The sequence below is a fragment of the Azospirillum sp. TSH20 genome, assembly GCF_003115935.1.
Lineage (GTDB): Bacteria > Pseudomonadota > Alphaproteobacteria > Azospirillales > Azospirillaceae > Azospirillum.
The window spans coordinates 22,565-46,986 of sequence record NZ_LGQU01000051.1; the positions used below are offsets into that span (position 1 = coordinate 22,565).

The 24,422-nt window shown below is 68.6% G+C and carries 19 protein-coding genes; 8 read left to right on the forward strand and 11 right to left on the reverse strand.

Annotated features, from left to right (window positions below):
• Positions 1-37: 37 nt before the first annotated feature.
• Genes TSH20_RS14855 through TSH20_RS14865 form a run of 3 tightly spaced genes read left to right on the forward strand, consistent with a single transcriptional unit; the run spans position 38 to position 6,538 of the window.
• Positions 38-2,452, forward strand: a complete 2,415-nt coding sequence (locus TSH20_RS14855; RefSeq protein ID WP_109075463.1) for an ATP-binding protein — start codon at positions 38-40, stop codon at positions 2,450-2,452.
• The gene (locus TSH20_RS14860; RefSeq protein ID WP_109075464.1) at positions 2,449-5,133 is read left to right on the forward strand and encodes an ATP-binding protein; all 2,685 of its coding nucleotides are present in this window, start codon (positions 2,449-2,451) and stop codon (positions 5,131-5,133) included. The genes TSH20_RS14855 and TSH20_RS14860 overlap by 4 nt, the downstream gene beginning before the upstream one ends.
• A 10-nt stretch (positions 5,134-5,143) precedes the next feature.
• On the forward strand, positions 5,144-6,538 hold the full coding sequence (locus TSH20_RS14865) for a DUF1329 domain-containing protein (RefSeq protein ID WP_109075465.1): 1,395 nt from the start codon (positions 5,144-5,146) through the stop codon (positions 6,536-6,538).
• A gap of 15 nt (positions 6,539-6,553) precedes the next feature.
• Here TSH20_RS14865 and TSH20_RS14870 read toward each other — a convergent pair whose 3' ends face one another.
• Positions 6,554-7,186 carry a general stress protein gene (locus tag TSH20_RS14870; protein ID WP_109075466.1) on the reverse strand — a complete coding sequence of 211 codons (633 nt, stop codon included), beginning with the start codon at positions 7,184-7,186 and terminating at the stop codon, positions 6,554-6,556.
• Positions 7,187-7,258: 72 nt separating this feature from the next.
• On the reverse strand, positions 7,259-7,405 hold the full coding sequence (locus TSH20_RS35315; RefSeq protein ID WP_169055045.1) for a hypothetical protein: 147 nt from the start codon (positions 7,403-7,405) through the stop codon (positions 7,259-7,261).
• Between the two features lie 110 nt (positions 7,406-7,515).
• Between TSH20_RS35315 and TSH20_RS14875 the strand changes: the two genes are divergently transcribed.
• The 3 genes from TSH20_RS14875 (at position 7,516) to TSH20_RS14885 (ending at position 10,136) form a co-directional block, all read left to right on the forward strand.
• On the forward strand, positions 7,516-8,079 hold the full coding sequence (locus TSH20_RS14875) for an ankyrin repeat domain-containing protein (protein WP_109075467.1): 564 nt from the start codon (positions 7,516-7,518) through the stop codon (positions 8,077-8,079).
• A 28-nt stretch (positions 8,080-8,107) separates the two neighbouring features.
• Positions 8,108-9,091 carry a CobD/CbiB family cobalamin biosynthesis protein gene (locus tag TSH20_RS14880; protein WP_109075468.1) on the forward strand — a complete coding sequence of 328 codons (984 nt, stop codon included), beginning with the start codon at positions 8,108-8,110 and terminating at the stop codon, positions 9,089-9,091.
• 130 nt (positions 9,092-9,221) lie between these two features.
• The gene (locus TSH20_RS14885) at positions 9,222-10,136 is read left to right on the forward strand and encodes a DMT family transporter (RefSeq protein ID WP_247871652.1); all 915 of its coding nucleotides are present in this window, start codon (positions 9,222-9,224) and stop codon (positions 10,134-10,136) included.
• Between the two features lie 4 nt (positions 10,137-10,140).
• Here TSH20_RS14885 and TSH20_RS14890 read toward each other — a convergent pair whose 3' ends face one another.
• The 3 genes from TSH20_RS14890 to htpX all read right to left on the reverse strand — a co-directional run bounded on the left by TSH20_RS14890 (position 10,141) and on the right by htpX (position 12,979).
• A complete protein-coding gene (locus TSH20_RS14890) occupies positions 10,141-10,860 on the reverse strand; it encodes a hypothetical protein (RefSeq protein WP_109075470.1) in 720 nt (239 codons plus the stop codon).
• 40 nt (positions 10,861-10,900) lie between these two features.
• On the reverse strand, positions 10,901-11,833 hold the full coding sequence (locus tag TSH20_RS14895) for an exopolyphosphatase (RefSeq protein WP_109075471.1): 933 nt from the start codon (positions 11,831-11,833) through the stop codon (positions 10,901-10,903).
• A gap of 111 nt (positions 11,834-11,944) precedes the next feature.
• The gene (gene htpX / locus TSH20_RS14900) at positions 11,945-12,979 is read right to left on the reverse strand and encodes a zinc metalloprotease HtpX (RefSeq protein WP_109075472.1); all 1,035 of its coding nucleotides are present in this window, start codon (positions 12,977-12,979) and stop codon (positions 11,945-11,947) included.
• 93 nt (positions 12,980-13,072) lie between these two features.
• Between htpX and TSH20_RS14905 the strand changes: the two genes are divergently transcribed.
• Positions 13,073-13,261 (forward strand): succinate dehydrogenase assembly factor 4, encoded by a 189-nt coding sequence (locus TSH20_RS14905; RefSeq protein WP_109075484.1) that lies wholly within the window; start codon positions 13,073-13,075, stop codon positions 13,259-13,261.
• 21 nt (positions 13,262-13,282) lie between these two features.
• Here the strand turns inward: TSH20_RS14905 and TSH20_RS14910 are convergent, their stop codons facing one another.
• The 5 genes from TSH20_RS14910 to TSH20_RS14930 all read right to left on the reverse strand — a co-directional run bounded on the left by TSH20_RS14910 (position 13,283) and on the right by TSH20_RS14930 (position 19,520).
• Positions 13,283-14,347 (reverse strand): sn-glycerol-3-phosphate import ATP-binding protein UgpC, encoded by a 1,065-nt coding sequence (locus TSH20_RS14910; RefSeq protein WP_109075473.1) that lies wholly within the window; start codon positions 14,345-14,347, stop codon positions 13,283-13,285.
• Positions 14,348-14,372: 25 nt separating this feature from the next.
• A complete protein-coding gene (ugpE, locus tag TSH20_RS14915) occupies positions 14,373-15,221 on the reverse strand; it encodes a sn-glycerol-3-phosphate ABC transporter permease UgpE (RefSeq protein ID WP_109075474.1) in 849 nt (282 codons plus the stop codon).
• Positions 15,218-16,102 (reverse strand): sn-glycerol-3-phosphate ABC transporter permease UgpA, encoded by an 885-nt coding sequence (gene ugpA, locus TSH20_RS14920; protein WP_109075475.1) that lies wholly within the window; start codon positions 16,100-16,102, stop codon positions 15,218-15,220. Before ugpA ends, ugpE begins: the two co-directional genes overlap by 4 nt.
• A 191-nt stretch (positions 16,103-16,293) precedes the next feature.
• Entirely contained in the window at positions 16,294-17,649 is a 1,356-nt protein-coding gene (gene ugpB, locus TSH20_RS14925) for a sn-glycerol-3-phosphate ABC transporter substrate-binding protein UgpB (RefSeq protein ID WP_109075476.1), read from the reverse strand.
• 284 nt (positions 17,650-17,933) lie between these two features.
• Positions 17,934-19,520: an ATP-binding protein gene (locus tag TSH20_RS14930; protein WP_247871651.1), complete on the reverse strand. Its 1,587-nt coding sequence runs from the start codon at positions 19,518-19,520 to the stop codon at positions 17,934-17,936.
• Positions 19,521-19,832: 312 nt separating this feature from the next.
• On the opposite strand from TSH20_RS14930, the gene TSH20_RS14935 reads away from it, so the two are divergent.
• Complete coding sequence (locus tag TSH20_RS14935; RefSeq protein WP_109075478.1) at positions 19,833-20,591, forward strand: SprT family zinc-dependent metalloprotease; 759 nt, start codon at positions 19,833-19,835, stop codon at positions 20,589-20,591.
• Between the two features lie 21 nt (positions 20,592-20,612).
• Here TSH20_RS14935 and TSH20_RS14940 read toward each other — a convergent pair whose 3' ends face one another.
• A complete protein-coding gene (locus TSH20_RS14940; RefSeq protein ID WP_109075479.1) occupies positions 20,613-23,885 on the reverse strand; it encodes an EAL domain-containing protein in 3,273 nt (1,090 codons plus the stop codon).
• Between the last annotated feature and the right edge of the window lie 537 nt (positions 23,886-24,422).

Consider the following 24,422-nt stretch of genomic DNA (forward strand, 5'->3'; position numbering starts at 1 on the left):
CAATCGCCTTCACCAAGAACCTCCGGAACGGCAATGCATGACCAGGATCGCTGAGGCGTGGCGTCGTGTCCCGACGGTATCCGCCAAGTTCCTTCTGATCCTCGTGCCGAGTCTGGTGGTGGCCGTCTCGCTGTGCTCTGCCCTGTTCTATTACGACCGCTACAAGGATCTTCGGGCCGGGCTGCGGGAAAAGGTGGCGGCCATCGCCGACATCAACGCGGCGGCGTTGACCAACAGCCTGTGGACCTTCGACGTCCCGGCGATCCGCAACGTCATCCAGGCCATCGGCGCCAACCGGGAACTGGTCTGCGTCGAGGTCAGCGACGATCTGGCGGAGGGGCGGTTCGTCTGGCCGGGATCGGACTGCCCGGCCGCCGACGACGCCCTTGTCGAGCGCCGTGCGATCCGGGTGCAGAATCTCCAGGTCGGCACCCTCACGCTGCATTACAGCCAGGACGTCGTGCGCGAACAGCTGCGGCAGGAGGTGATGAACACCGCGACACTGCTTCTGCTGATGCTGGCCGGCACCATCGCGGCGGCGCTGGCGGCGTTGCGGCTGACGGTCGGGCGGCCGCTGGGGCGGCTGATCGCCTCCATCCTGGAAGCGGAGCGCGGCGGCCACGAGCCGGTGGACTGGGTTGCCGCCGACGAGCTGGGCCGGGTGATCCAGGCCTACAACGCGATGCTCGCCCGGCTGGGACAGGAGGAGGCGGCCCTGCGCAAGAGCGAGCAGCGGCTGGCGCTGGCGATCACCGCGACCCGCTCCTCCGTCTGGGACTATGACCTGCACACCGGGCATTATTGGTGGTCGAAGGAGTTTCCCGCCCTGCTCGGCTATGGCTCCAGCGAATTGCCGATGACGGCGGAGACTTGGTCTTCGCTGCTGCACCCGGACGAGGCGGAACGGGTGATGGCCGAATCGCGACGGCGCCTGCGCGATCACGCCATGGCCTACACCGCCGTCTACCGCATGCGGCGGCGCGACGGGCAATGGGCCTGGATCGAGGATCGCGCCACCGCCCAGCGCGACGCGGACGGCCGCGCGCTGCGCCTGACCGGAACCATGTCCGACATCACCGAACGGGTGCGGGCGGAACTGGATCTGGCGCATGAACGCAATGTGCTGCAGGTGACGCTGGACAACACCGACCAGGGGATCATCAAGGTCGACGGCGACGGGCGGGTGGTGACGGCCAACCGCCGCGCCGCGGAACTGCTGAACATCGCGCCGGAGGTGCTGTCGGGCAACCCGCGCTTCGCCGACATCGTGGCGATCCAGCGCCGCCAGGGCGAGTTCGGCGAGATGGGCGACGATCCCGACCTGTATCTGAGTTTCGGAACCGGCCCAGGGGGCACCGGTATGGCGGCCACCGGAGCGGCGTCCGACGATGGGTTCGGGATCCCGCTGGGCGAGCCGGCGGGGATGATCGACCAGCCCTTCACCTTCAAGCGCCGCCGCCCCGACGGCCGTATCGTCGAGGTGCGCACCAACCCGCTGCCGGAGGGCGGCTTCGTCCGCACCCTGACCGACGTGACGGTGGAGGCGCGCTCGGCCGAGGAGATCTTCAATGCGATGCAGGAGCTGGAACGCGCCTATGCCGACCTGAAGGAGACCCAGGCCAGTCTGGTCCAGGCGGAGAAGATGGCTTCGCTCGCCCTGCTGGTCGCCGGCGTCGCGCACGAGATCAACACCCCCATCGGCATCGCTTTCGGCTGCGCCACCCACCTGTCGGGGCGGACCGCGACGCTGGCCGAAGCGTTCGAAGGCGGAACGATGAAAAAGTCCGAACTCGCCGCCTATGTCGCCACCGCCGGCGAATCCTCCCGCCTGATCGAACAGAACCTGACCCGCGCGGCCGAGCTGATCCAGAGCTTCAAGCGCGTCGCCGTCGACCAGACCAGCGAGGAGCGGCGCCGCTTCGACCTGCTGGCCTATCTGGAGGAGGTGGTCACCTCGCTCGGCCCCACCCTGCGCAAGAGCCGCCACCGGGTCGCCATCGCCTGTTCGCCCGGCATCGTGATGGACAGCTTCCCCGGCGCGCTGAGCCAGGTGGTGACCAATCTGGTGATGAACGCGCTGACCCACGCCTTCCCGGCCGACAGCAAGGGGCACATGGTCATCGACGTGGACGAGACGGCGGACGGCGAGGTGGAGATCCGCTTCGCCGACGACGGCGTCGGCATCCCCACGGAGAACCTGCCGAAGGTGTTCGAGCCCTTCTTCACCACGCGGCGCGGGTCGGGCGGCAGCGGGCTGGGGTTGCACATCGTCTTCAATCTGGTGACGCAGTCGCTGGGCGGGCGGATCTCGGTTGACAGCGTTCCCGGCGATGGAACTACCTTCACGCTGCGCATCCCGAAGACCGCAGCAACCGCCTCGCCCCCCACAGCTTCGCTCACGACGACGCCCGTTTCGCTGGAGCCCGTATCGCTGGAGAAGGAACCCGCATGAGCAGCGGCGCCTACGACGACGACGAGATTCTGTTCGCCGACGAAGAGGCGGACAGTGCCGCGGCCGGGCATGGCGCGGTGGCGGCGGCCCGTGCGGCCATCGTCGACCCGGCGGCACCGCCCTGGCCGATCCTGGTGGTCGACGACGAGTCCGACGTGCATTCCATGACCGGATTGCTGCTGGCCGACGTCACCTTCCAGCGGCGGCGGCTGGACCTGATCAGCAGCTTCACCGCGGCGGACGCCCGCAACGTGCTGGAACACCGGCGCGACATCGCCGTGATCCTGCTGGACGTGGTGATGGAGGAGGACGATTCCGGCCTGAAGCTGGTGCGCTGGATCCGCGACGAACTGGGCAACCGCGACATCCGCATCATTCTGCGCACCGGCCAGCCGGGACAGGCGCCGCAGCGCGACGTGATCGTCGATTACGACATCAACGACTACAAGCCGAAGGCCGATCTGTCGGCCGAAAGCCTGTTCACCGCGGTGATCGCGGCCTTGCGCGCCTTCGACCAGATCCAGTCGATCGAAACCCGGGTGGCGGAGCGCACGCGCGAGCTGCGCGAGAGCCGCGAGCAGGCGGAAGAGGCGACCAGGGCCAAATCCGCCTTTCTCGCCACCATGAGCCACGAGATCCGCACGCCGATGAACGGGGTGCTGGGAATGCTGGGCCTGCTGGAACGGACCGACCTGGACGAGCAGCAGCGCGACACCGTCGGCACCATGCGCGAATCGGCCAACGCCCTGCTGCGGATCATCGACGACATCCTGGACTTCTCGAAGATCGAAGCCGGGAAGATGGATCTGGAGCGGGTGGCGATGTCGGTGCCGGCCCTGGTCGAAGGGGTGGCGGAAACGCTGGCGCCCGCCGCCGGGGCCAAGGGGCTGACGCTGCTGACCTATGTGGACCCGGCGATTCCGCAGGCGGTGCTGGGCGATCCGGTGCGGCTGCGCCAGATCCTGTTCAACCTGGCCGGCAACGCCATCAAGTTCACCGAAGCCGGCCGGGTCGTGCTGCGCGCCGAGTTGGAGCCAGCCGAGGCCGAGCCGCTGCTGCGCATCGCCGTGTCCGATACCGGCATCGGCATCGCCGAGGCCTCGTGCCAGCGCCTGTTCCAGCCCTTCACCCAGGCCGAAAGCTCCACCACCCGGCGTTTCGGCGGCACCGGGCTGGGGCTGTCGATCAGCCGGCGGCTGGCGGCGCTGATGGGCGGCGAGATCGGGGTGGAGAGCAAGCCCGGCGAAGGCTCCACCTTCTGGCTGCGCCTGCCGATGGACCGCGCCGCCGGTCCGGCGTCGGCGGAGGACAGCCAGGACGCCATCGGGCTGGACGGGCTGACGGTCCTGCTGGGCGTGCCCGACGACATGGAGCGCGGCTTCCTCGCCCGCTATCTGGAGCAGGCCGGCGCCCGCGTGCTGCCCGCCGCCTCGCCGCCCGAACTGGCGGCCCAGGCCCGTATCGCGCGCGAGGCCGGCTGCGCCGTCGGGGTCGTCGCCATCGACGAGGCGCTGCACATCCCCGCCGCCGCCTGCGCACCGGAGGAGTTGGGTCGCCGCAGCGGCGAGGCCCGGCCGCCGGTGGTCCTGCTCTGCCACGAAACCGGTGGGAAGCCCGGTCCCGATTCCCTCCCCGGCACGCGGGGCGCGGAGCCGGGCACGATGGTGCTGAGCCGGCCGCTGCGCCGGCTGGTGCTGCTGCGCGCGGTGGCCATCGCCGCGGGTCGTCTGTGCCCTTCCCAGCCGGCGGCCCAGACCCACCCCCACCGTTCCTCGACGGCACAGTCCTCGACCAGGGCCGGGCGCGGCACGGCCGGCCCTGCCAACGGCCAGGGAGCGCCCAGCGTCGAGGAGGCGATGGCCCAGGGGCGGCTGATCCTGGTCGCGGAAGACAACCCGGTGAACCGCAAGGTCCTGCAGATGCAACTGCAGGCGTTGGGCTATGCCGCGGAGATGGCGCCGGGCGGGGCGGAGGCGCTGGCGGCGCTCGACGCCATGCGGCAGGGCCGGCGCCGCTACGCCATGCTGCTGACCGACGTGCAGATGCCGGAGATCGATGGGTTCGAACTGACCCGTCAGGTCCGCAGCGGCGAGGCGTCGGGCGGCGCGGGCCGCCGCCTGCCCATCGTCGCCATCACCGCCAACGCCGCACCGGCCGACATCGAGAGCTACCGCGCAGCCGGCATGGACGATGTGCTGAGCAAGCCGCTGGAACTGTCGCAACTGGCGGTGACGCTCGCCCGCTGGATGCCGCCGGCCCCGGCCGATGCCGCCATGGTGACGCCCTCGCCGGCACCAACGACGCCGACTGCCGCCGGCAGCGACGCTTTGGTCGATCTCGGCACTCTGCGCGCGCTGTGCGGCGGCGATGCGGCGATGCTGGCGGAACTGCTGAACGATTTCGTCACCATCGGCCGCGGCGTGCTTGCCGACCTTATGACAGCGCTCGGCAACGGCGACCGTGACTGGGTGCGGGCCTGCGCCCACAATCTGAAGGGCTCCTCCCGCAACGCCGGCGCCAAACCGCTGGCGGAGGCGGCCCGCCTTCTGGAACTGGCCGCCACCGAAGGCGCTCCGCTCGACCGGCTGGCGGAAGCGGCCGACCGGCTGAGCGAGAGCTTCGCCGCGACCTGCGGCGCCATCGAACAGGACCTCGCCGGAACGGAGCGGCTAAGGACATGAGCGATCCGGTATGAGTGAACCGACGGATTTCCGACTCGATTTCCGGCCCGGCCGGCGGGAGGCTCTCGGCCTGCTGCTGGGGGTTGCCGCCACGGCCGCCGCCCCGCCTGCCTTCGCCCAGGACGCTCCGCCCGATGTCGGGGTCCCGCGGCTGGGCGAGGAGCTGACCCCCTTCGGCGCGGTACAGGCCGGCAACCGCACGCGGGCGATCCCGCGCTGGACCGGCGGCCTGACCGAGGCGCCGCGCGGCTATGTGCCCGGCCGCCCTTCGCCCGACCCCTATATCGAGGATGTCCGCTGGTTCACCGTCGGCGCCGCCGATGTCGAGCGCTACAAGGTCCGACTGACCGCCGGGCAGCAGGCGCTGCTGGCGAAATATCCGGAAAGCTTCGAACTGGCGCTGTTCCCCTGCCACCGCAGCGCCGCCGCACCGCAGCGGATCTATGACGCCACGCTCGCCAACGCCGATCGCGCCGGTTTGGGGGAAAACGGTCTGGCCTTGCGCGATGCGTCGGTCGGCGTGCCGTTTCCCATTCCGGCCAACGGCGTGCAGGCGATGTGGAACCACAAGCTGCGCTGGCGCGGCGGCAGCGTGTCGCGCACCAGCCTGACCGTGGTCCAGTCCGGCGACGGCAGCCGTTCGATGACGAAGCTGCGGGAGGAGTTCGCCTCCCCCTATGCCGACGGCGACATGGCGGCACCGCCGCTGCTCTATCGCCGCACCATCCTGGAACCGAAGGAGCAGGCCGGCAGCAGCCTGATCCTGCAGGGGACCCTCGACCCCATCGCCGCGCGCACCCACGCCTGGGCGCGGGAAGGGGAACGTGGCCGCGTGGTGAGGGCGCCCGACTTCGCCTATGACACGCCGGACCCGGTGACGGGCGGCATCTGCACCGCCGACATGCTGGACATGTTCAGCGGCGCGCTCGACCGCTTCGACTATACGCTGGTGACGCGGCGCGAGATGTATATGCCCTACAACGCCTACCGGCTGTCCAACCCCGGCCTGACGATGCGGGACATCCTGTGGCCGGGGCATCCCAACCCGCAGTTCCTGCGCTATGAGATGCACAGGGTCTGGGTGGTCGATGCTCGGCTGAAGTCGAATTTCCAGCACGCCCTGCCCGACCGCACCTATTACCTGGACGAGGACAGCTGGCAGATCCTGGCGTCGGAGCATTACGACGGCAAGGGCGACCTGCTGCGCTACGCCGAGGCGCACCCGGTGCAGCATTGGCAGATCCCCGCCCTTGTGCCGGCGGTGGAGTTCGCCTTCGACCTGACCGCCGACCGCTACACCGCCCGCGGCCTTGATAACGGACTGCCGCCGGCGGTGTTCGGCGCACCGCTGACGCCGCAGGACTTCACCCCCGACGCCCTGGTCCGCCGTGGCCGGCGGGGGTGACGATCCGCAGAGCGATCACTCGGATCCGGTCTGGCGAACCTCGTGGACCTCGGCCGGATGGGCGGCGTGGCGGTTCAGGACCTCCAGCGCGATGCGTTCGCGCGCGGCGTCGCCGACATTGACCCACAGCAGGATGCCGCCCTTGTCGAGCTGCTGCAGCATGGGCTCGTTGCGCTTGTCGGTGATCCATTGCGACAGGAAGGACCCCGCCGCTCCGCTGCCCACCCCGGCGGCGGCAGCAGCCGCGGCGGCGGCGAGCGCCGTGCCGCCGGTGGCCAGCACCGCGCCGGTGGCGATGATCGCCCCGACATAGGCGGGGAAGCCGACCGCGGCGCCCTTGCCGCTGCCGACATCCTCCGGCGAAATGTAGGCTTGGCGCGGCGCGTTGGGATCGTGGGCGAGGCTGCCGACATCGTCGGGCACGCCGCCCAGACGCTCGCGGATCGTCTCGTCATTGGCCAGCACGCTCAGCTCGTGGCGCTGGAATCCGGCCAGCGTCAGGTCGTCGATGGCGCTCTGCAGGGCGTCGCGGCTGTCGAAGACCGCCACGGCCTCGCGCACCGCGGCATCGGTGCCGGAGCTTCCGGTGTCTCCAGTCCAGGCGCTGGAATCGATCGTGGTCGGGTTCTGGTCGCGGCTCTCGATCATGCCTCCACCCCTTCGCTTCGCAGGAAGTCCGAACAATCCGGATCCAACCGCAAAGCGGGGATAAGGTTCCGCTCAGGGTCGCGACGATGTGACCGGCGGAGACACCATGCCGCGCGGTTCCGGCATGGCGCCCAGGAACCACCACAGGCCCAACCCGATCAGCACGGCCTTCACCAGCAGGAAGAGCGCGATGTGGCGGGCCAGCGGATTGCGGAGCATGAGCTTCAACCTGTCGATGCAGCAGGCTTGGAGATGAATGCCGATCTGGCAAAAGGACCCGTCTTTTGGCTAGTATCCGGCACCCCTGCTGTCAAGGAAGGATACCCGCCATGAAGCGGCTCCTGCTCGCCACCCTGTTCGCCGCCGGCCTGTCCGCCGGTTCCGCCGCCCCGGCCCTCGCCCAGATCAGCCTGTTCCAGGACACCGGGCTGATGCAGGCGGTCAATGACGGCGACGTCGCCAAGACGAAGGGCGCCCTGTTGCGGGGCGAGAACCCGAATCAGGCCGACATCCACGGCAAGACCGCCCTGCTGGCCGCCGTCGACCGCTCCAGCCCGGCCATCGCCAAGCTGCTGCTGGAGAGCGGCGCTAATGTCAACCGCGCCGACAAGGCCGGCAACACCCCGCTGCTGGCAGCGGCGGAGAACGGCAATCCGGAGCTGATCGACCTGCTGCTGAAAAAGGGCGCCAAGGTCGACATGGAGAACCGCGAGGGCATGACCCCGCTGATGGTCGCCGCCCGCAGCGGCCGGGCCGAGGTGGTGGACCGGCTGCTGAAGGCCGGTGCGCAGGTCGACCGTTCCGACTTCACCGGCCGGACCGCCTTGAACTGGGCGCAGGACAGCCGCAACGCCCGCGTCGGCACCCTGCTGCGCCAAGCCGGCGCGCGCTGACAGCCGGACTCTACTTCGCGGAGACCTCATGTTCGGTTCGGCCTTCGGCGGTCCCGGCCCGCTGCTGCTCCTGCTGCTGGCGCTTGGGATCGACGCGCTGTTCGGCGACTGGCTGGACCGCATCCTGCCCGACCCGGCAGGGCTGGCGCGGCGATTCTGCAACGCCGCCGATGCCCGGCTGAACCGGGCGGAGCGGGGCAAGTCGGCCCAGGTGATCCGCGGGGCGCTGGTGGTGCTGGCGCTGGTGCTGATCGCGGTGGCGGCCGGGCTGCTGGTCGAGTGGATCGGCTCCATCGGCCGCGGCTGGATGGTCGAACTGCTGGCCCTGCTCTGCGGCCTGCGCGGCCGGGCCGCCTGGACGCGCATCCGCGCGGTGCGCCGTGCGCTGGAAAGCGGTGGGCGGGTGCCCGCCCAGGAGGCGATCCAGTCGCTGACCCGCCGCCATGTCTACGGCCTGGACGAGCACGGCATCGCCCGCGCCGCGGTGGAGGCCGCCGCCCGCGCCTTCGACCGCAAGCTGGTGGCGCCGGTCTTCGGCTATGCCCTGCTCGGCGTGCCCGGCCTGTTCGTCTGGACCGCGCTGGACGGCGCCGACGCCGCGCTGGGCAGCCCCGGCGTCCGCCATGGCCGCTTCGGCCTGACGGCGGCGACGCTGGACGATGCGCTGAACGCCCTGCCCGCCCGGCTGGCCGGTCTGCTGCTGGCGCTGGCCGCGCCCTTCATCGGCACTGCCAAGGCCGGCGCCGCTTTCCGTGCGCTGGGCCGTGACGCGCGCAAGCACCCGTCGCTGAACATGGGCTGGCCCATCGCCGCGATGGCGGGCGCTCTGGGGCTGGCGCTGGGCGGCCCGCACCGCGACGGCGGGGTGGTCATCACCGAGAATTGGATCGGCGACGGCCGAGCCCGCGCCACCCCCGGCGATATCGGGCGAGCGCTCGCCCTCTCCGCCGTCGCAGCATTGCTGCTGGTCGGGCTGGTGGCGCTGCTGCTGTGGGGCGTGGCGGGGATCTGACGCTCCGCAGCCCTGCACAACCGACACGGCAATGTCACGCCCTTGGCAGGGCACCGCGCCCCCATCGTCCATATACTAGTATGGCAACCTTGGGGAAAGTGGGGCCATGGGGACGGGGGAGACGACGGCTGTGGGGACGCCAGCCGGCGACGCGACGCAGGCAGAGCATTCATTGGCCGAGCGGCGGTCGGGGCGGGCCGGCATCTTCTGGATGATGCTGACGACGCTGCTGTTCGTCACCCAGGATGCCACCATCCGTGTTCTGACCCGAAGCTATCCGGTGGTGGAGGTCGCCTGGGCGCGCTTCGCGGTCCACATGATCCTGGTGGGCGCGGTCGTCGCATGGCACAGCCCGCATCTGATGGTGTCGCACCGGTTGCCCCTGCAACTCGTCCGCTCCTGTCTGCTGCTGGCGACCACGTTGTTCGCCGTCCTGGCTTTGCGCAGCATCCCCTTTGCCGAGGTGCAGGCGATCGCCGCCGCCGCGCCGGTCCTGATCACGGCGCTGTCGGTCCCCCTGCTGGGCGAGAAGGTCGGCTGGCGGCGCTGGGTCGGCGTGCTGGCGGGCATGGCGGGGGCGCTGATCATCGTCGGGCCGGTGGGCGGCACCTTCCAATGGGCGTTGGGCCTGCCGCTGGCTGCGGCATTCAGCAACGCGCTGTACCAGATCGCGACGCGCAAGCTGAGAGGCGCGGATTCGCCGACCACCACCATCTTCTACACCGGCATGGCCGGCACCGTGGTCTGCACCCTGGCCCTGCCCTTCAATTGGGTGACACCGGACCTGACGGCGGCAGCTCTGATGGTGCTGTTGGGGACGCTGGGCGGCATCAGCCATTTCTGCCTGATCCGCGCCTACAGCGCCGCGCCCGCCGCCACCGTGGCGCCCTTCGGCTACACGACGCTGGTGTGGGCGGCGGTCTATTCCCTGATGGTGTTCGGCGAGGATTTGCGCCTGTCGACGATCGCCGGCACGATCATCATCGTCGGCAGCGGCGTCTACATCTTCTATCGGGAACAGATGCGGTCGCGGCAGGCATCGTGAGGGTTCAGGCCGCCTGCGGCCCGACATCCTCAACCATATAGAACGGTCCCCGCCGGTCGCGCTCGACCCGCAGGATGAAGCGGCTGATCCCGCCGGCCTTGATGGTCCAGAGGTCGCCGCCCTCATCCAGCGGACGAAGCTCCAATTCCTCCGGCACCGGAGCCTCGCCCAGCCGTTTCAGGATGCGGTCGGCGCGGGTGCGGTCGATGGCGGGCAGGCTCTCGGCGGCGCGGGCGTCGAAGCGGTCGCTCTTCACATAGCGGGTGCCGGCACCCTGGATCGGGCTGGACGGCCGGCCCGGCTGCAGCCGCGCCCGCGCCGCCATCAGGCGCCAGCGCGCGATGCCGCAAGCCTGCACCGCGGCGGCATGGACGGCGGCGACACGTTCGATCAGGTCCGGGAACAGCGGCATCAGCTCCCGCCGCTTGTAGGCGACGCGGCTCATCAGATCATGGATCGAACGTTCGGCGGTCGCGGCGGCATCCGGCAACTCCACCGTCTCGGCCGCCAGCAGGGCAGGAATCGCGTCGAGCGCCGCACCCCTCACCAGCGCGTCGATGCGGGCCAGCGCCGCCGTCCCGGCGGCGTCGGTGCGGGCGATGGCATCGGCGACCACCGGGCGGGCATGGTCGAGCGCCTCCGCCCTCGGCACCTCATCCGACAGGGCGGACAGCCAGCCGGCGTCGAACAGGGTGCCGTCGGGGAAGGGAGGAAAGGCGCTCAATCGCTCAACGCTTTGTCAGTGGGGGCTCTGCCAGTGAAGGTCAGCCGTCCGCGCGCATGCGGGCGACGATGGCCTCCAATACCTCTTCGGCCCGGTCGTTGTCGACCTGACAGGTGCCGGCCGCCTGATGGCCGCCGCCGCCATATTGCAGCATCAGCGGACCGATGTCCGTCTTCGAACTGCGGTTCAGGATCGACTTGCCGCAGGCCAGGACGGTGTTCTGCTGCTTCAGGCCCCACAGCACGTGGATCGAGACGTTGGTGTCGGGGAACAGCGCGTAGATCATGAAGCGGTTGCCGGCATAGATCGTCTCCTCCTTGCGGAGGTCGAGCACGACGACGTTGCCGCGCACGGTGGCGCAGCGCTTCAGCTGGTCGACGAACAGCTCGGCATGCTGGGTGTAAAGCTCCACCCGCTCCTTCACGTCGGGCAGTTCCAGGATCTGCGCGATGGAGTGGCTGCGGCAGTAGTCGATCAGGTCCATCATCAGCTGGTAATTCGACACCCGGAACTCGCGGAAGCGGCCCAGGCCGGTGCGCGCGTCCATGATGAAGTTCAGCAGGGTCCAGCCGGTGGGGTTCAGGATGTCGTCGCGCTGGTACTGCGCCGAGTCGGCCTGATCGACCGCCAGCATCATCTCGTCGGAGATGGTGGGGAAGCGCTCCTTCCCGCCATAGTAATCATAGACGACGCGGGCGGCGGACGGGGCCTTGGGGTCGATGATGTGGTTCGGCTTCTCGCCGACGCGCATGGTCTCCGACAGGTGATGGTCGAACACCAGATGGGCGCCTTCGACATATGGCAGGTTGGTGGTGATGTCGCGGCCGGTGATCTCGACCTTGCCGTCCTGCATGTCCTTGGGATGGACGAACTTGATCTCGTCGAGGATGCCCAGTTCCTTCAGCAGGACGGCGCAGACGAGCCCGTCGAAATCGGAACGGGTAACGAGGCGGTATTTCGCGGCGTCGGACATGCAAGCTTCCCCTGGCGACCGTCATGGTTGAGCGCGTGCCGGAAGGGTAGTCGCCTACCCCTTCGGCGCGCAATGCTTTACCAGAGGACCGTTGCGGAGATCAGCCCCGGATCAGCCCCACGGGCCGCGGCGGTTCTGCGGCATGAAGCCGCCCTGCCCGCCCTGAGTTCCACCCTGATTGCCACCCTGCGGCGGCGCCCCCCAGGGCGAGCGGCCATCGCGCGGCGGGGTGTGGCCGCCACCGAAGCCGCCACCCCCGAACCCACCACCGCCGAAGCTGCCGGTCTGGGCCGCCATGGCGCGCAGCCGTGCCACCCGCTCGCCCATGTCGGGATGGGTGGAGAACAGGCTGGCCATGCTGGCGCCGCTGAGGGGGTTGGCGATGAACAGGTGGGCGGTCGCCGGATGCGCCTCCGCCTGATAGTTGGGAATGTGGGTGGCGCTGTTGTGGATGTTGGTCAGGGCATCGGCCAGCCAGTTGGGACGGCCGCAGATCTCGGCGCCGATGCGGTCGGCCTCGAACTCGCGGGTGCGGCTGATCGCCATCTGCACCAGGGTGCCGGCGATGGGGGCGAGGATGGCGGCCAGGATCGCCCCGACCATGCCCAGCGGGTTGCCGCCGCGCTCGTCATTGCTGGAGCCGCCGAAGAACAGGCCGAAATTGGCCAGCATCGACACCGCACCGGCGATGGTCGCGGTGATGGTCATGATGAGGGTGTCGCGGTTCTTCACATGGGCCAGTTCATGGGCCATCACGCCGGCTATCTCCTCCGGCGTCAGCCGCTGCAGCAGGCCGGTGGTGGCGGCGACCGCCGCATGCTCCGGATCGCGGCCGGTGGCGAAGGCATTGGGCTGGTCGTTCTCGATGATGTAGACGCGCGGCATCGGCAGGCCGGCGCGCTCCGCCAGCCGGGCGACGATGCCGTGGAATTCGGGAGCCGAGTAGCCATCGACCTCGCGGGCGCCGTACATCGACAGCACCATGTCGCCCGAATTCCAGTAGCTGAACAGGTTCATGCCCAGCGCCATGACGAAGGCGATGATCAGGCCGGTCTTGCCGCCCAGCAGGAAGCCGACCGCCATGAAGATCGCCGTCAGGCCGGCAAGGAGAATGGTGGTCTTCAGATAGCTGGTCATGATCGCCATATCGGTTCAGGATGGGCCGAGGCGGGGTAACCCGCCCTGATCCGAGATATGGGCCCGATCCGCGCCCCCGTTCAAGATGTCCGCAGTATCGCGATGGATATGATGACCGAACAGACCAAGCCGCAGCAGGACGCCGCCGAGGCGGTGGCCGAAAACACCGCCACCGAGGGGACGGAAGCCAAAGGCCCCGAGCAGAAGCCCGGCGAGATCGGCGGCCCGAAGGGGCCGGAGCCGACCCGCTACGGCGACTGGGAGTTCAAGGGGCGCTGTTCGGACTTCTGATCGGAGATTAACTCCCCCCGGTCACTCCATCCGACGCCCCGTCACCGCGTCGAACAGGTGCAGGGCGCCGTCCTGCGGGGCGACCGTCAGCCGGTCGCGCTCGCGCACGGTGGGGATGCCGGCCATGCGGACCAGCAGGGTCTCGCCGTCCGGCAGACGGCCATAGACCACCGTGTCGGCCCCCAGCGCCTCCACCAGTTCGATCTCGATGGAGAAACCGTCCGCGGCGACCGCCAGATGCTCCGGCCGGATGCCCAGCTTCACCGGTCGGCCGGCATCGGTCGGGCGCGGCTGCGGCAGGGGCAGACGCTGTCCGCGCGGCAGCAGCACGGCCTCGCCACGGTCGTCGATGCGGCCGTCCAGCACATTCATCGGCGGCGAGCCGATGAAACCGGCGACGAACAGGCTGGCCGGGCGCTGATAGACCTCCAGCGGCGTGCCGATCTGCTCGGCCACGCCATGGTTCATCACCAGGATGCGGTCGGCCAGCGTCATCGCCTCCACCTGATCGTGGGTGACGTAGAGGCTGGTGATGCCGAGCCGGTCCTGCAGCCGCTTGATCTCCACCCGCATCTGAGTGCGCAGCTTGGCGTCCAGATTCGACAGCGGCTCGTCGAACAGGAAGGCGGCAGGTTCGCGCACGATGGCGCGGCCCATGGCGACGCGCTGGCGCTGGCCGCCCGACAGCTGGCTCGGCCGGCGGTCGAGGAAACGGCCGAGTTCGAGGATCTCCGCCGCCTTGCCGACACGGGCGCGGATCTCCGCCTTTGGAATCCCGCGGATCTTCAGGCCATAGGCCATGTTGTCGAAGACCGTCATGTGCGGGTAGAGCGCGTAGTTCTGGAACACCATCGCGATGTCGCGGTCCTTGGGGTCCAGTTGATTGACCACGCGCCCGCCGATTGCGATCTCGCCGCCGGTGATGCCCTCCAGCCCGGCCACCATGCGCAGCAGGGTGGATTTGCCGCAGCCGGAGGGCCCAAGCAGGACGAGGAATTCGCCGTCCTGGATCGCGATGTCGATGCCCTTGATCGCTTCGACCGGGCCGTAGGACTTGCGGACGTTGCGGATTTCAACGGTTGCCATTGTTCTTCTTTCCCTTCGCCCGCGCTTACTTTTCGCTGTCCACAAGACCTTTGACGAACCAGCGCTGCATGAACACCACCACCGCCACCGGCGGCAGCATCGCCAGCACCGTGGTCGCCATGATGATGTGCCAGTCGTTGGCCGATTCGCCGGTACCGATCATCTTGGTGATGCCGGTCACGATGGTCTCCATGTCGCCGCTGCTGGTGACCAGAAGCGGCCAGAGATACTGGTTCCAGCCATAGATGAAGAGGATGACGAACAGCGCCGCGATGTTGGTGCGCGACAGCGGCAGAACCACGTCGATGAAGAAGCGCACCGGCCCGGCGCCGTCGATCTTCGCCGCCTCCAGCAGCTCGTCCGGGATGGTCAGGAAGAACTGGCGGAACAGCAGCGTCGCGGTGGCCGAGGCGATCAGCGGAATCGCCAGCCCGGCATAGGTGTTGATCAGGCCCAGATCGGCGACGACCTTGTAGGTCGGGATGATCCGCACCTCCACCGGCAGCATCAGCGTGATGAAGATCAGCCAGAAGAAGGCCATGCGCAGCGGGAAGCGGAAGAAGGCCACCGCATAGGCCGACAGAATGGAGATGGCGATCTTGCCCAGCGCGATGGACAGCGCCATCACCAGGCTGTTCAGCATCATGGTGCGGACAGGCGTGTACATGGCGCGCTCGCCCGCCTCGCCGACCCAGGCCTGGGCGTAGTTCGCCGCCCCCTCCCCGCCCGGCCACAGCGGCAGCCCGCCGCGCCCGATGGTGCCGGCATCCCAGGTGGAGCCGATCAGCGTCACGTAGATCGGATAGGCGAAGATCAGCACGCCGACGATCAGGACGATGTGCGGCACCAGATCGATGAAACGGGTCTGCTTCATGAGTAATGGACCTTGCGCTCGACGAAGCGGAACTGCACCGCGGTCAGCGCGATGACGATCACCATCAGGATCACCGACTGCGCCGACGACCCGCCGAGGTCGTTGTTGACCACGCCGTCCTGATAGACGCGGAAGATCAGCGTCTCCGTCGCCTTGCCCGGCCCGCCCTGGGTCAGGGCGTGGATGGTGCCGAAGGTCTCGAAGAAGGCATAGACCATGTCGACCACCAGCAGGAAGAAGGTGGTCGGCGACAGCAGCGGGAAGGTGATGGTCCAGAACCGCCGCACCGGCCCGGCGCCGTCGATGCTGGCCGCCTCCATCACCGAGCGCGGGATCGCCTGCAGCCCGGCCAGGAAGAAGATGAAGTTGTAGGACACCTGCTTCCAACTGGCGGCGAGGATCACCATCAGCAGCGCCTGCCCGCCGTTCAGCCGGTAGTCCCAATCAAAGCCGAGCGCCCGCAGCGCGCGGCCGAAGGACCCGATGTCGGGATTGAAGATGAACATCCACAGCACCGCCGCGACGGCCGGGGCCAGCGCATAGGGCCAGATCAGCAGCGTCTTGTAGGCGCTGGCGCCCTTGATCTTGGAATCGGCGAGCACCGCCAGCAGCAGCGCGACCCCCATCGCCAGCACCGTCACCGCGACGCTGAAGATCACCGTGGTCTTCAGCGTGTCGAGATAGTTCGGATCGCCCAGCACATAGGTGAAATTCTCGAACCAGACGAACTCGCTGCGGATGCCGAAGGCGTCCTGAAGATGCACCGACTGCCAAACCGCCTGGGCCGCCGGCCAGATGAAGAACACCAGCGTCACCGCAACCTGCGGCGCAAGCAGCAGATAGGGCAACAGCCGGCTGTCGAAGGTGACGCGACGCTGCAAAGGTTGGTCTTTCTCTTTTATGCCCTTTCCCGCCCCGGGAGAGGGAGGGGACCCGCCGCAAAGCGGTGGGGAGGGTGAGGGGTAAGGCAAGAATCCAGAACCACATGGTTCCTTGGACACCCCCTCACCCTTCCCGCTTCGCGGGCCCCTTCCCTCTCCCGGGGCGGGAGAGGGAAACTACGTTCAGCAGATCAGCCCTTGTTGGCCCGCTCGAAGTTGCGGAGCACGGCATTGCCGCGCTTGATCGAGGCGTCGAGCGCCTGTTTGGCGTCCTGCTGGCCCTGGAAGGCCTTCTCAAGCTCTTCCTGGATGATGTTGCGGATTTCCGGCAGGTTGCCCAGGCGCAGGCCCATGCTGTTCTCGGTGGTCGGCGTCCGGGTCAGCTGGGCGGCCGGCACGTCGGCGCCGGGGTTCTTCTCGTAATAGCCCTGAGCCTTGGTCAGCTCGAAGCCCTTCATCGTCACCGGGACATAGCCGGTGTCCATGTGCCACTTGGCGTCGACCTCGGGCCGGGCGAGGTAGGTGAAGAACTGCGACACCGCCTTGTATTCGGCCGGCGTGCGCTTGGGCGAGGTCATCACCCAGAAGGCGGCGCCGCCGATGATGCTGTTCTTCGGGCCATCCTTGGCGAATTCCGGCCAGTAGGGCAGCGGGGCGGCACCCCAGGCGAAGGTCGCCTCCTTCAGGATGCGGCTGCGCAGGCCCGATGAGGCGTGGATCATCGCGCATTCGCCCGACGGGAACAGGGCGTCAGGCTTGTTGTCGCGGCCGCCATACTTGAACAGACCGTCCTTCTGCATGTCGATCAGCGTCTGGACATGCTTGACGTAGAGCGGCGCATTGATCTTCAGCTCGGCCTTCAGGCCGCCGAAGCCGTTGGCCTGGCTGGCGAAGGGCGTGTTGTGGATGGCGCCCAGCTGCTCGAACTGCGCCCACACCGGCCAGGAGGTGGTCAGCGGGCAGGTGGAGCCCGACGCCTTCAGCTTCTTCGCCGCCTCGATCATCTCCGGCCAGGTCACCGGCGGCTTGTTGGGATCGAGGCCGGCCTTCTGGAAGGCGTCCTTGTTGTAGAACATGATGGTGGTGGAGCTGTTGAACGGCAGCGCCATCATCTTGCCGTCCTTGGACGAGTAATAGCCCTTGACCGCCGGGATGTAGGCATTGGCGTCGAAGGACGCCCCCGTCTCCTGCATCAGCTGATAGACCGGCTTTACCGCCGGGCCGGCGGCCATCATGGTGGCGGTCCCGACCTCGAACATCTGCACGATGTGCGGCGCGTTGCCGGCACGGAAGGCGGCGATGGCCGCCTGCATCGTCTCCGGATAGCTGCCCTTGTAGGAGGCATTGACCTGGACCGCCTGCTGGCTGTCGTTGAAGTCCTTGACGATCTGCTCCAGCTGGCCGCCCAGCGGCTGCGGCAGGCCGTGCCAGAAATCGACCACCGTCTTCTGCTGCGCCATGGCCGAGCCCGGCAGGGCGGCGGCGAACAGCAGCGCGGTGGCGGTGGCGGCGCCCGTCAGGAGGGCAAGCTTGCGGCGGGTCAACATGCGGTGGGTCTCCCTATCCCGGTATGGTGCGCGGTTGTCATGAGGGCAACGGGTTGCCATCCCGCGACGCTTTCGTGAAGTTTTGGTGGCAAACGCATACGGCGCTGTGTGCGGTTGCGAAAAAGACCGGCGGTACGATGATCGTTTTCGAAACTGTTTGGTTGCTCTAACCGTCACACTGCGCACGCATACCAGGGTCTGTCAAGACGCCGCTTTACAGTTTTATGACGTGAAAACCGCACCGATAAAATGTTGCGGAACGAAAATGGACGAACGCGGATTGCCTAACGCGAGCAGCCGGTGTTGCAGGCGGTGTCGGGCCGCCGCCCGCCGGCCAGGAGGGCTCCCCGTCCGGCCTTCAGGCTGTGGCTCAGCAGGCGGCGCAGGGCGGCAGGGTCGCAGGGCTTGTGGACCATGGGAAAGCCGCTGCGGTCGACGCTGCGCAGCCGGTCGGGATCGGTGTCGCCGGTGACGATGACGCCCGGCACCCGCCGGCCGCAGCGGGCACGCACCGCCTGGATGGCGTCTATGCCGGTCTCCGGCCCCGACAGGCGCAGGTCGGACAGCACGAGGTCGGGAGTGGCGGCGCCCCCGTCCAGCCCGGCACAGGCCTCGTCGATGCCGCGGGCAGGGATGACGGCATAGCCCCAGCCCTGCAACAGCAGCCCGATCCCCTCCAGCTGCATGGCATCGTCCTCGATCACCAGCACCGTACCGGCCGCCGTCGGAGTTGCGGACGCAGACTGGCCGACCGCCGGGTCAGGGTCGCTGTCGGCGGAGTCGTCACCCGACCGGTCGCCGTCATGGCCGGCCAGCGGCACCTCCACCGCGAAGACGGAGCCCTTGCCGGGCTTGGAGCGCACGGTCACCGGATGCCCCAGCACCTGCGCCAGACGACGCACGATGGCGAGACCAAGGCCCAGCCCCTGCTTACGGTCGCGCCCGGGATTGCCGAGCTGGTGGAAGTCTTCGAAGATCACGGCATGGTTGGCCGGATCGATGCCGACGCCGGTGTCCCACACCTCGATGCGCAGGTTCGCACCGCGCCGCCGCGCCGCCAGCAGGATGCCGCCCTTCAGGGTGTAGCGCAGGGCGTTGGCCATGATCGGCCGCAGCAGCCGCTCCATCAGCACCGGATCGCTGGTCACCTCGGCGTCGAGCGGATGGACGTTGAAGCGCAGCCCCTTGGCCTCCGCCTCCGGCCCGAACTCCTCCAGCATCTTGGCGAGCAGTTCGTCGACCGGGAAGGTCTGCGGCTTGGCGGTGACCAGCCCGGCTTCCAGCGCCGACACCTCCAGCAGGGCGCGCAGCAGGGTCTCGCCGCCGATGATCGCCTGCTCCAGCTTGTTTGCCAACTCGATGGAGGCAGGATCGGTCAGCCGGCCGCTCAGCAGATGATGGAACAGGTGCATCGCCTGGAAGGGCTGGCGCAGGTCGTGGCTGGCCGCGGACAGGAACTTGCCCTTGGCGGTGCGGGCGCGTTCGGCATCGGCACGCGCCTGCGCGGTCTCCGCCCGTGCTTCGGCCAAGGCGGCGGCAATGGCATCGGCTGCAGGGGCATCAGCCGCCAGCGCCACCGCGCGGATCCGCCCGCCGGCGTCCGCCACCGGGGACAGCGCCAGCGCAGACGGCAGGCCGGGGAGCGGGCCGGCGGCGCTGGCCGCTATCCCGGTCTCCATCACCTGCCGCCGCAGCCCCTCGATCCCGTCGGCAGTGCCGGCGGGCAGACCGGCCTCCACCAGGGTCTTCCCCTCCACCGCGTCCGGCGGGCAGCCGAGAGCATCGGCGAAGGCACGATTCGCCACCAGCACGCGCCCATCCTCACCAAGCAGGGCCTGAGGCGATCCGCCGGCCGACAGCAGGGCGTCCAACCAATCCTCGCGTGTCGGCGTTTGTTCTGGGATGAGAGGCATTGGCGTGTACTCGGCAAGGCTACGGGAAAGACCAACAACAGGAAAACGGACGGCAGGACCGGCGATAAAAGGGAGGTCCACTGACCGCCGCGTTACCTCTGCTTTATCTTGTGCTCCAATCGATCGTGTCAAATGTGACCTCAGTCCACCCCATGGCCTAAGTTCGTTCGAAAGCCTTAAGACTTAGATCAGAAGCCGGGCCGCTGCGCCATTCCGACAAAGGGCGGAGGACGCTTCCGCATCCGGCGTCGGCCGCGCTATAAGACGCCCATGGTGCAACGCCGCCCCGCCCCGTCCCGTCGCCGCAAGCGATCCGCCGCCCGGCCGCCCCAGCCGCCGCGGGCGCTGGAGATTTCCGGCCTGCCCATGCCGCTGGAGTTGCGGGAGAGCGCGCGCGCCACCCGCATGACCCTGCGCGTCGATCCCGGCCGCGGGCTGGTCCAGGTGGTGGTGCCGGTCGGCGTGTCGGAAACCGACGCCCGCCAGTTCGTCGGCCGCCATGACGGCTGGCTGCGGGCACGGTTGGCGGCGATGCCGCCCTCCCTGCCCTTCGCCGACGGCGCCAGCGTGCCCTATCTCGGCGTCGAGCATGTCATCCGCCACGACCCGGCCCTGCGCGGCGCGACCCGGATCGAGGACGGCGCCCTGCTGGTCGGCGGCCAGCCCGAGCACATCGCCCGCCGCATCCGCGATTTCCTGACCGCCGAGGCCAAGCGCGAACTGGCGGCCCGCGCCCGGTTGAAGGCCGCGACCATCGGCGCCCGCGTCGCCGCCGTCACCATCCGCGACACCAGGAGCCGCTGGGGCAGCTGTTCGTCCACCGGCCGGCTCTCCTTCTCCTGGCGCCTGATCCTGACGCCCGAACCGGTGCTGGATTATGTCGTCGGCCATGAGGTGGCGCATCTGCGCGAAATGAACCATTCCCCGCGCTTCTGGGCGCTGTGCGCCAGCCTGACCGACGGCACCGGCGTGGAATGGCCGCGGGCATGGCTGAAGGCGAACGGGACAAGGCTGCTGCGCTACGGGTGATCGCAGTGCGGGTATGGGCGCCTAGTCCACCACCTCCGCCACCAGCAGCCCGGCCGCGGCGGCATCGCGGCGGACGAACTCCAGGAAATCCTCGTAGGGCATCGGGCGGCCCAGCAGATAGCCCTGGCACTGGTCGCAGCCCATCCCGGCGAGGCAGTCGTACTGCTCCTCCGTCTCCACCCCTTCGGCCAGCGTCTGCATGCGCAAGGACCGGGCCATGCCGATGATCGCCTCGGCGATGGCGCCGCTGTCCGGGTCGTCGGCCTGCAGGCCGCTGACGAAGCTGCGGTCGATCTTCAGCTTGTCGACGCGGAAGCGCTTCAGATAGGCCAGCGAGGAATAGCCGGTGCCGAAATCGTCGATGGCGAGCGGCACGCCCATCTCGCGCAGCTGCGAGAAGGTTTCCGAGACAACGTCGGACTCGTCCATCAGGACGCTTTCCGTCACTTCCAGTTCCAGCGCCGACGGCGGGATGCCGTAGGCCGACAGCCAGCCCGCCACCCGCTCGGCCAATCCGGGGCGGCGCACCTGCACCGCCGACAGGTTGATGGCGATCAGCAGGTCGCGGTGGCGCAGCAGTTCCGACACCCGGCGGCAAGCCTCGCCCAGCACCCAATCGCCGAGCGGCAGGATCAGGCCGGTATCCTCGGCCACCGGAATGAACTGGCCGGGCATGATCAGCGTGCCGTCGGGCTGGCGCCAGCGCACCAGCGCCTCCGCCCCGACCAGCCGGCGGTCGTCCAGCGAGAACTGCGGCTGGAAATGCAGCTCCAGCTCGTTGTTGGCCAAGGCGCGGCGCAGGTTGTTTTCCGTCCACATGCGATCCGACGCGCGGCGGTTCAGCTCCGGCGTGAAGAACCGGTAGGTCGCGCGCCCGGCCTCCTTGGCGGCGTACATCGCCATGTCGGCGCTCTTCAGCAGCGCGTCGATGCCGGTGCCGTCGTCGGGATAGATCGCGATGCCGATGGACGGCGTGACCTGCAGCTCGTGCCCGTCGATCAGATAGGGTTCCGACAGGGCGTGCAGCACCTTGCGCGCGACGGTGCCGGCGGCGTCCGGGCTGTCCATGTCGCTGATGAGGATGATGAACTCGTCGCCGCCCTGCCGGCTGACCGTGTCGCTGGCCCGCACGGTGCCGCTCAGCCGCACCGCCACCTCGCGCAGAAGGCCATCGCCGACCTGATGGCCCAGACTGTCGTTGATGGTCTTGAAGCGGTCGAGATCGACGAACAGCAGCCCCACCTTGGTGCCGTGGCGGCCGGCGGCCAGGATCGCGCGCTCCAGCCGGTCGCGCAGCAGGAAGCGGTTGGGCAGGTCGGTCAGGAAGTCGAACTGCGCCAGGTGGCGGATGCGCTCCTCCTGCGCGCGGGTCTCGGTGATGTCGGTGAAGGCGGCGATGTAGTTGGCGACGGCGCCGTCCTCGTTCCTGACCAGCTTGACGCTCAGCCATTCCGGAAACACCTCGCCGTTCTTGCGGGTGCTCCAGATCTCGCCGGCCCAATGGCCCTCGGCGCGCAGCTGCACCCAAAGCTCTTCATAGAAGTCCGGCGGGTTGCGGTCGGAGCGCAGGAATTCCGGGCCGCGGCCCAGCACCTCGTCCCGCCCATAGCCGGTGATGCGGGAGAAGGCGTCGTTGGCGGCGACGATCTGCCGGTGTTCGTTGGCGACGAACATGCCCTCCGCCGCGTTGTCGAACACCTTGGCCGACAGCCGCAGCTGCCATTCCGCCCGCTTGCGCTCGCTGATGTCGCGGGCGATCGCGGAGTAATAGACGTCGCCCTCGTAGGTGATGCGGCTGGCGGTGACCTCAAGCTCCAGCATGCGGCCGTCGGCGGTGAGATAGGCGGTCTCGTAATGGCTGGCCGCGTCCTCCCCCTCCGCGGCGAAGCGCTTCAGCAGGTCGGCCTGCCCCATCACCAGATCGTCCAGCCTGCCGCCCAGCGCCTTGCAGCCGAACGGGTTGACGTAGGCGATGCGCAGGCCGGCATCGGCCAGCACGACGATCTCGGACACGTGGTCGATGAAGAAGTTGGCGAGATAGAGCTGGCGCGCCCGTTCGCGCAGCATGCTGTCGCTGTGCCGGACCCGCAACTGATAGCTGCCGACGATGCGCCGGATCCAGCCGGTGACCAGCCACGACACGCCGACCGAGGCCGCCAGCGCCACGCCCAGCACGGCGACCGTGGTCCAGACCCGCTGGTTGACGCCGCGGCTGATCTCCGCCCGGCGGGCCTCCATCTCGCGGCCGACATCGTCGATGTAGGAGCCGGCGACCAGGATCCAGCCCCAGACGTTGGGGGCGGAGACATAGGCCATCTTCGGCGTCGGCCGCGCCGAGACCGGATGGATCCAGTCGTAGCGCAGCTCGCCGCCGCCCTGGCGCCCGACGTCCAGCATGCGTGTGACGATGTCGCGCTCGGTCTTCCATGGCAGGTCGCGGGCGCTCATCCCCTCCGACGCCGGGGCGGTGGGCGACAGCAGCACCTGCCCGTCCTGGCGCAGCACGCCGATGAAGCCGGTCTCGCCGAACCGAAAGGCGCGCAGGCGATCCAGCGATTCATGCTGCAGCCGCGTCTCCACGGCGCTCAGAGAATCGCTGGCGCCGATCAGCCAGTCATAGGGTTCGAACAGGCGGACGAAGGCCAGCTTGTCGACGGTCTGCGTCGGATCGTCGGGCTGGCTCACGCGATAGCGGGCGAAGCCGCGCCGGTTGGGGTCATGGGCCGCCCGCATCAGCTCGCCCACGACCGAATCCTCCGCCGTGTCGGGCACGGCGGAGGGCGACGTCCCGTCCTTTGGCGTCCCCTCCCTCGACGGATCCACCGGCATCAGGACCGAGTTGCCGTTCATGTCGTGGATGAAGTAGTAGCCGCGACCGCCGGAAAAGCGCAGCGGCCGCAGGGTCTGCTTGATCGATTCCTTCACCGCCGCTTCGGGCAGGATGTTCCGTTCCCGGTCATGGACGCTGCGGGCGATGGCATAGGCCTCGTTCACCTGGGTGCGCAGATGGTCCTTCAGCAGCGGCTCGACGCGCGAGCGCATGTAGGCGAGATAGGATTGCGCGTTCTCCACCTCCTGCATCAAGGTCTGACGCTGCTCCTGGAGATAGCGCGTCTCGCTCTGGTGCAGGTCGTGCTCCAGGTCGGCCCAATGCTGCCAGACGAAGTAGAAGCCAAGCCCGAGGACGAGCGCCGACACCAGCGCCATCGACGCCAGGAACTGCAGGCGGTAGAGCCGGGCCTCGTCGGACGAGCGCGACGGCGCACGGACCAGTTCGACGACGGGGTCGGACAAGAAGGGCTCCCTTCGGATAGGCTTTCCGGATGCGGGCTTGGGCCGGCCCCGATGCGCTGTGCAAGTGTTGCTTAATGCTCGTTCCGATTCAACTGCAAGCGAATCAAATCCACCACGGCGCGACTCTTTGACTGTTTTCCTCTCCCTTGGATCGCCATGGGGTAGCGCCGCGGCGAACGGACAGGGAATCACCGGAAAGTCGGTCCATTCAATCTTAGGCGCGGATTCCCTTCGGCCGGCAACGATTCGACCGTGAAGATTAATGACGCCGCAGGCCGCCGCCGGCGCCCGCTCGTGGCCAGGTCCGGGCCGGGTCGGGCACGGCGCATCGTGAGGCTTTAAAACGCCCCCCGGCACGGCTATGGTCGCGCGCGCGTGGCTTTGAGACCCGCAAGCCACCCCCGACCCAGCGCCCGAGACCCAGCGCCCGCATCTTCCGGAGAGTGCCGATGATCCCCCGCTATAGGCGTCAAGGGCGGATTCGGCGTTGCCAGCCAATGCAGTGCTCGTCGGCTCGAACTGGCAGGCCATCACCCA

Excerpts from the sequence above, each read along its gene's own strand:
- TSH20_RS14855 (WP_109075463.1), top strand. The coding sequence starts at position 38 with ATGACCAGGATCGCTGAGGCGTGGCGTCGTGTCCCGACGGTATCCGCC.
- TSH20_RS14860 (WP_109075464.1), top strand. The coding sequence starts at position 2,449 with ATGAGCAGCGGCGCCTACGACGACGACGAGATTCTGTTCGCCGACGAA.
- TSH20_RS14865 (WP_109075465.1), top strand. The coding sequence starts at position 5,144 with ATGAGTGAACCGACGGATTTCCGACTCGATTTCCGGCCCGGCCGGCGG.
- TSH20_RS14870 (WP_109075466.1), bottom strand. The coding sequence starts at position 7,186 with ATGATCGAGAGCCGCGACCAGAACCCGACCACGATCGATTCCAGCGCC.
- TSH20_RS35315 (WP_169055045.1), bottom strand. The coding sequence starts at position 7,405 with ATGCTCCGCAATCCGCTGGCCCGCCACATCGCGCTCTTCCTGCTGGTG.
- TSH20_RS14875 (WP_109075467.1), top strand. The coding sequence starts at position 7,516 with ATGAAGCGGCTCCTGCTCGCCACCCTGTTCGCCGCCGGCCTGTCCGCC.
- TSH20_RS14880 (WP_109075468.1), top strand. The coding sequence starts at position 8,108 with ATGTTCGGTTCGGCCTTCGGCGGTCCCGGCCCGCTGCTGCTCCTGCTG.
- TSH20_RS14895 (WP_109075471.1), bottom strand. The coding sequence starts at position 11,833 with ATGTCCGACGCCGCGAAATACCGCCTCGTTACCCGTTCCGATTTCGAC.
- htpX (WP_109075472.1), bottom strand. The coding sequence starts at position 12,979 with ATGGCGATCATGACCAGCTATCTGAAGACCACCATTCTCCTTGCCGGC.
- TSH20_RS14905 (WP_109075484.1), top strand. The coding sequence starts at position 13,073 with ATGGATATGATGACCGAACAGACCAAGCCGCAGCAGGACGCCGCCGAG.
- TSH20_RS14910 (WP_109075473.1), bottom strand. The coding sequence starts at position 14,347 with ATGGCAACCGTTGAAATCCGCAACGTCCGCAAGTCCTACGGCCCGGTC.
- ugpE (WP_109075474.1), bottom strand. The coding sequence starts at position 15,221 with ATGAAGCAGACCCGTTTCATCGATCTGGTGCCGCACATCGTCCTGATC.
- ugpB (WP_109075476.1), bottom strand. The coding sequence starts at position 17,649 with ATGTTGACCCGCCGCAAGCTTGCCCTCCTGACGGGCGCCGCCACCGCC.
- TSH20_RS14935 (WP_109075478.1), top strand. The coding sequence starts at position 19,833 with ATGGTGCAACGCCGCCCCGCCCCGTCCCGTCGCCGCAAGCGATCCGCC.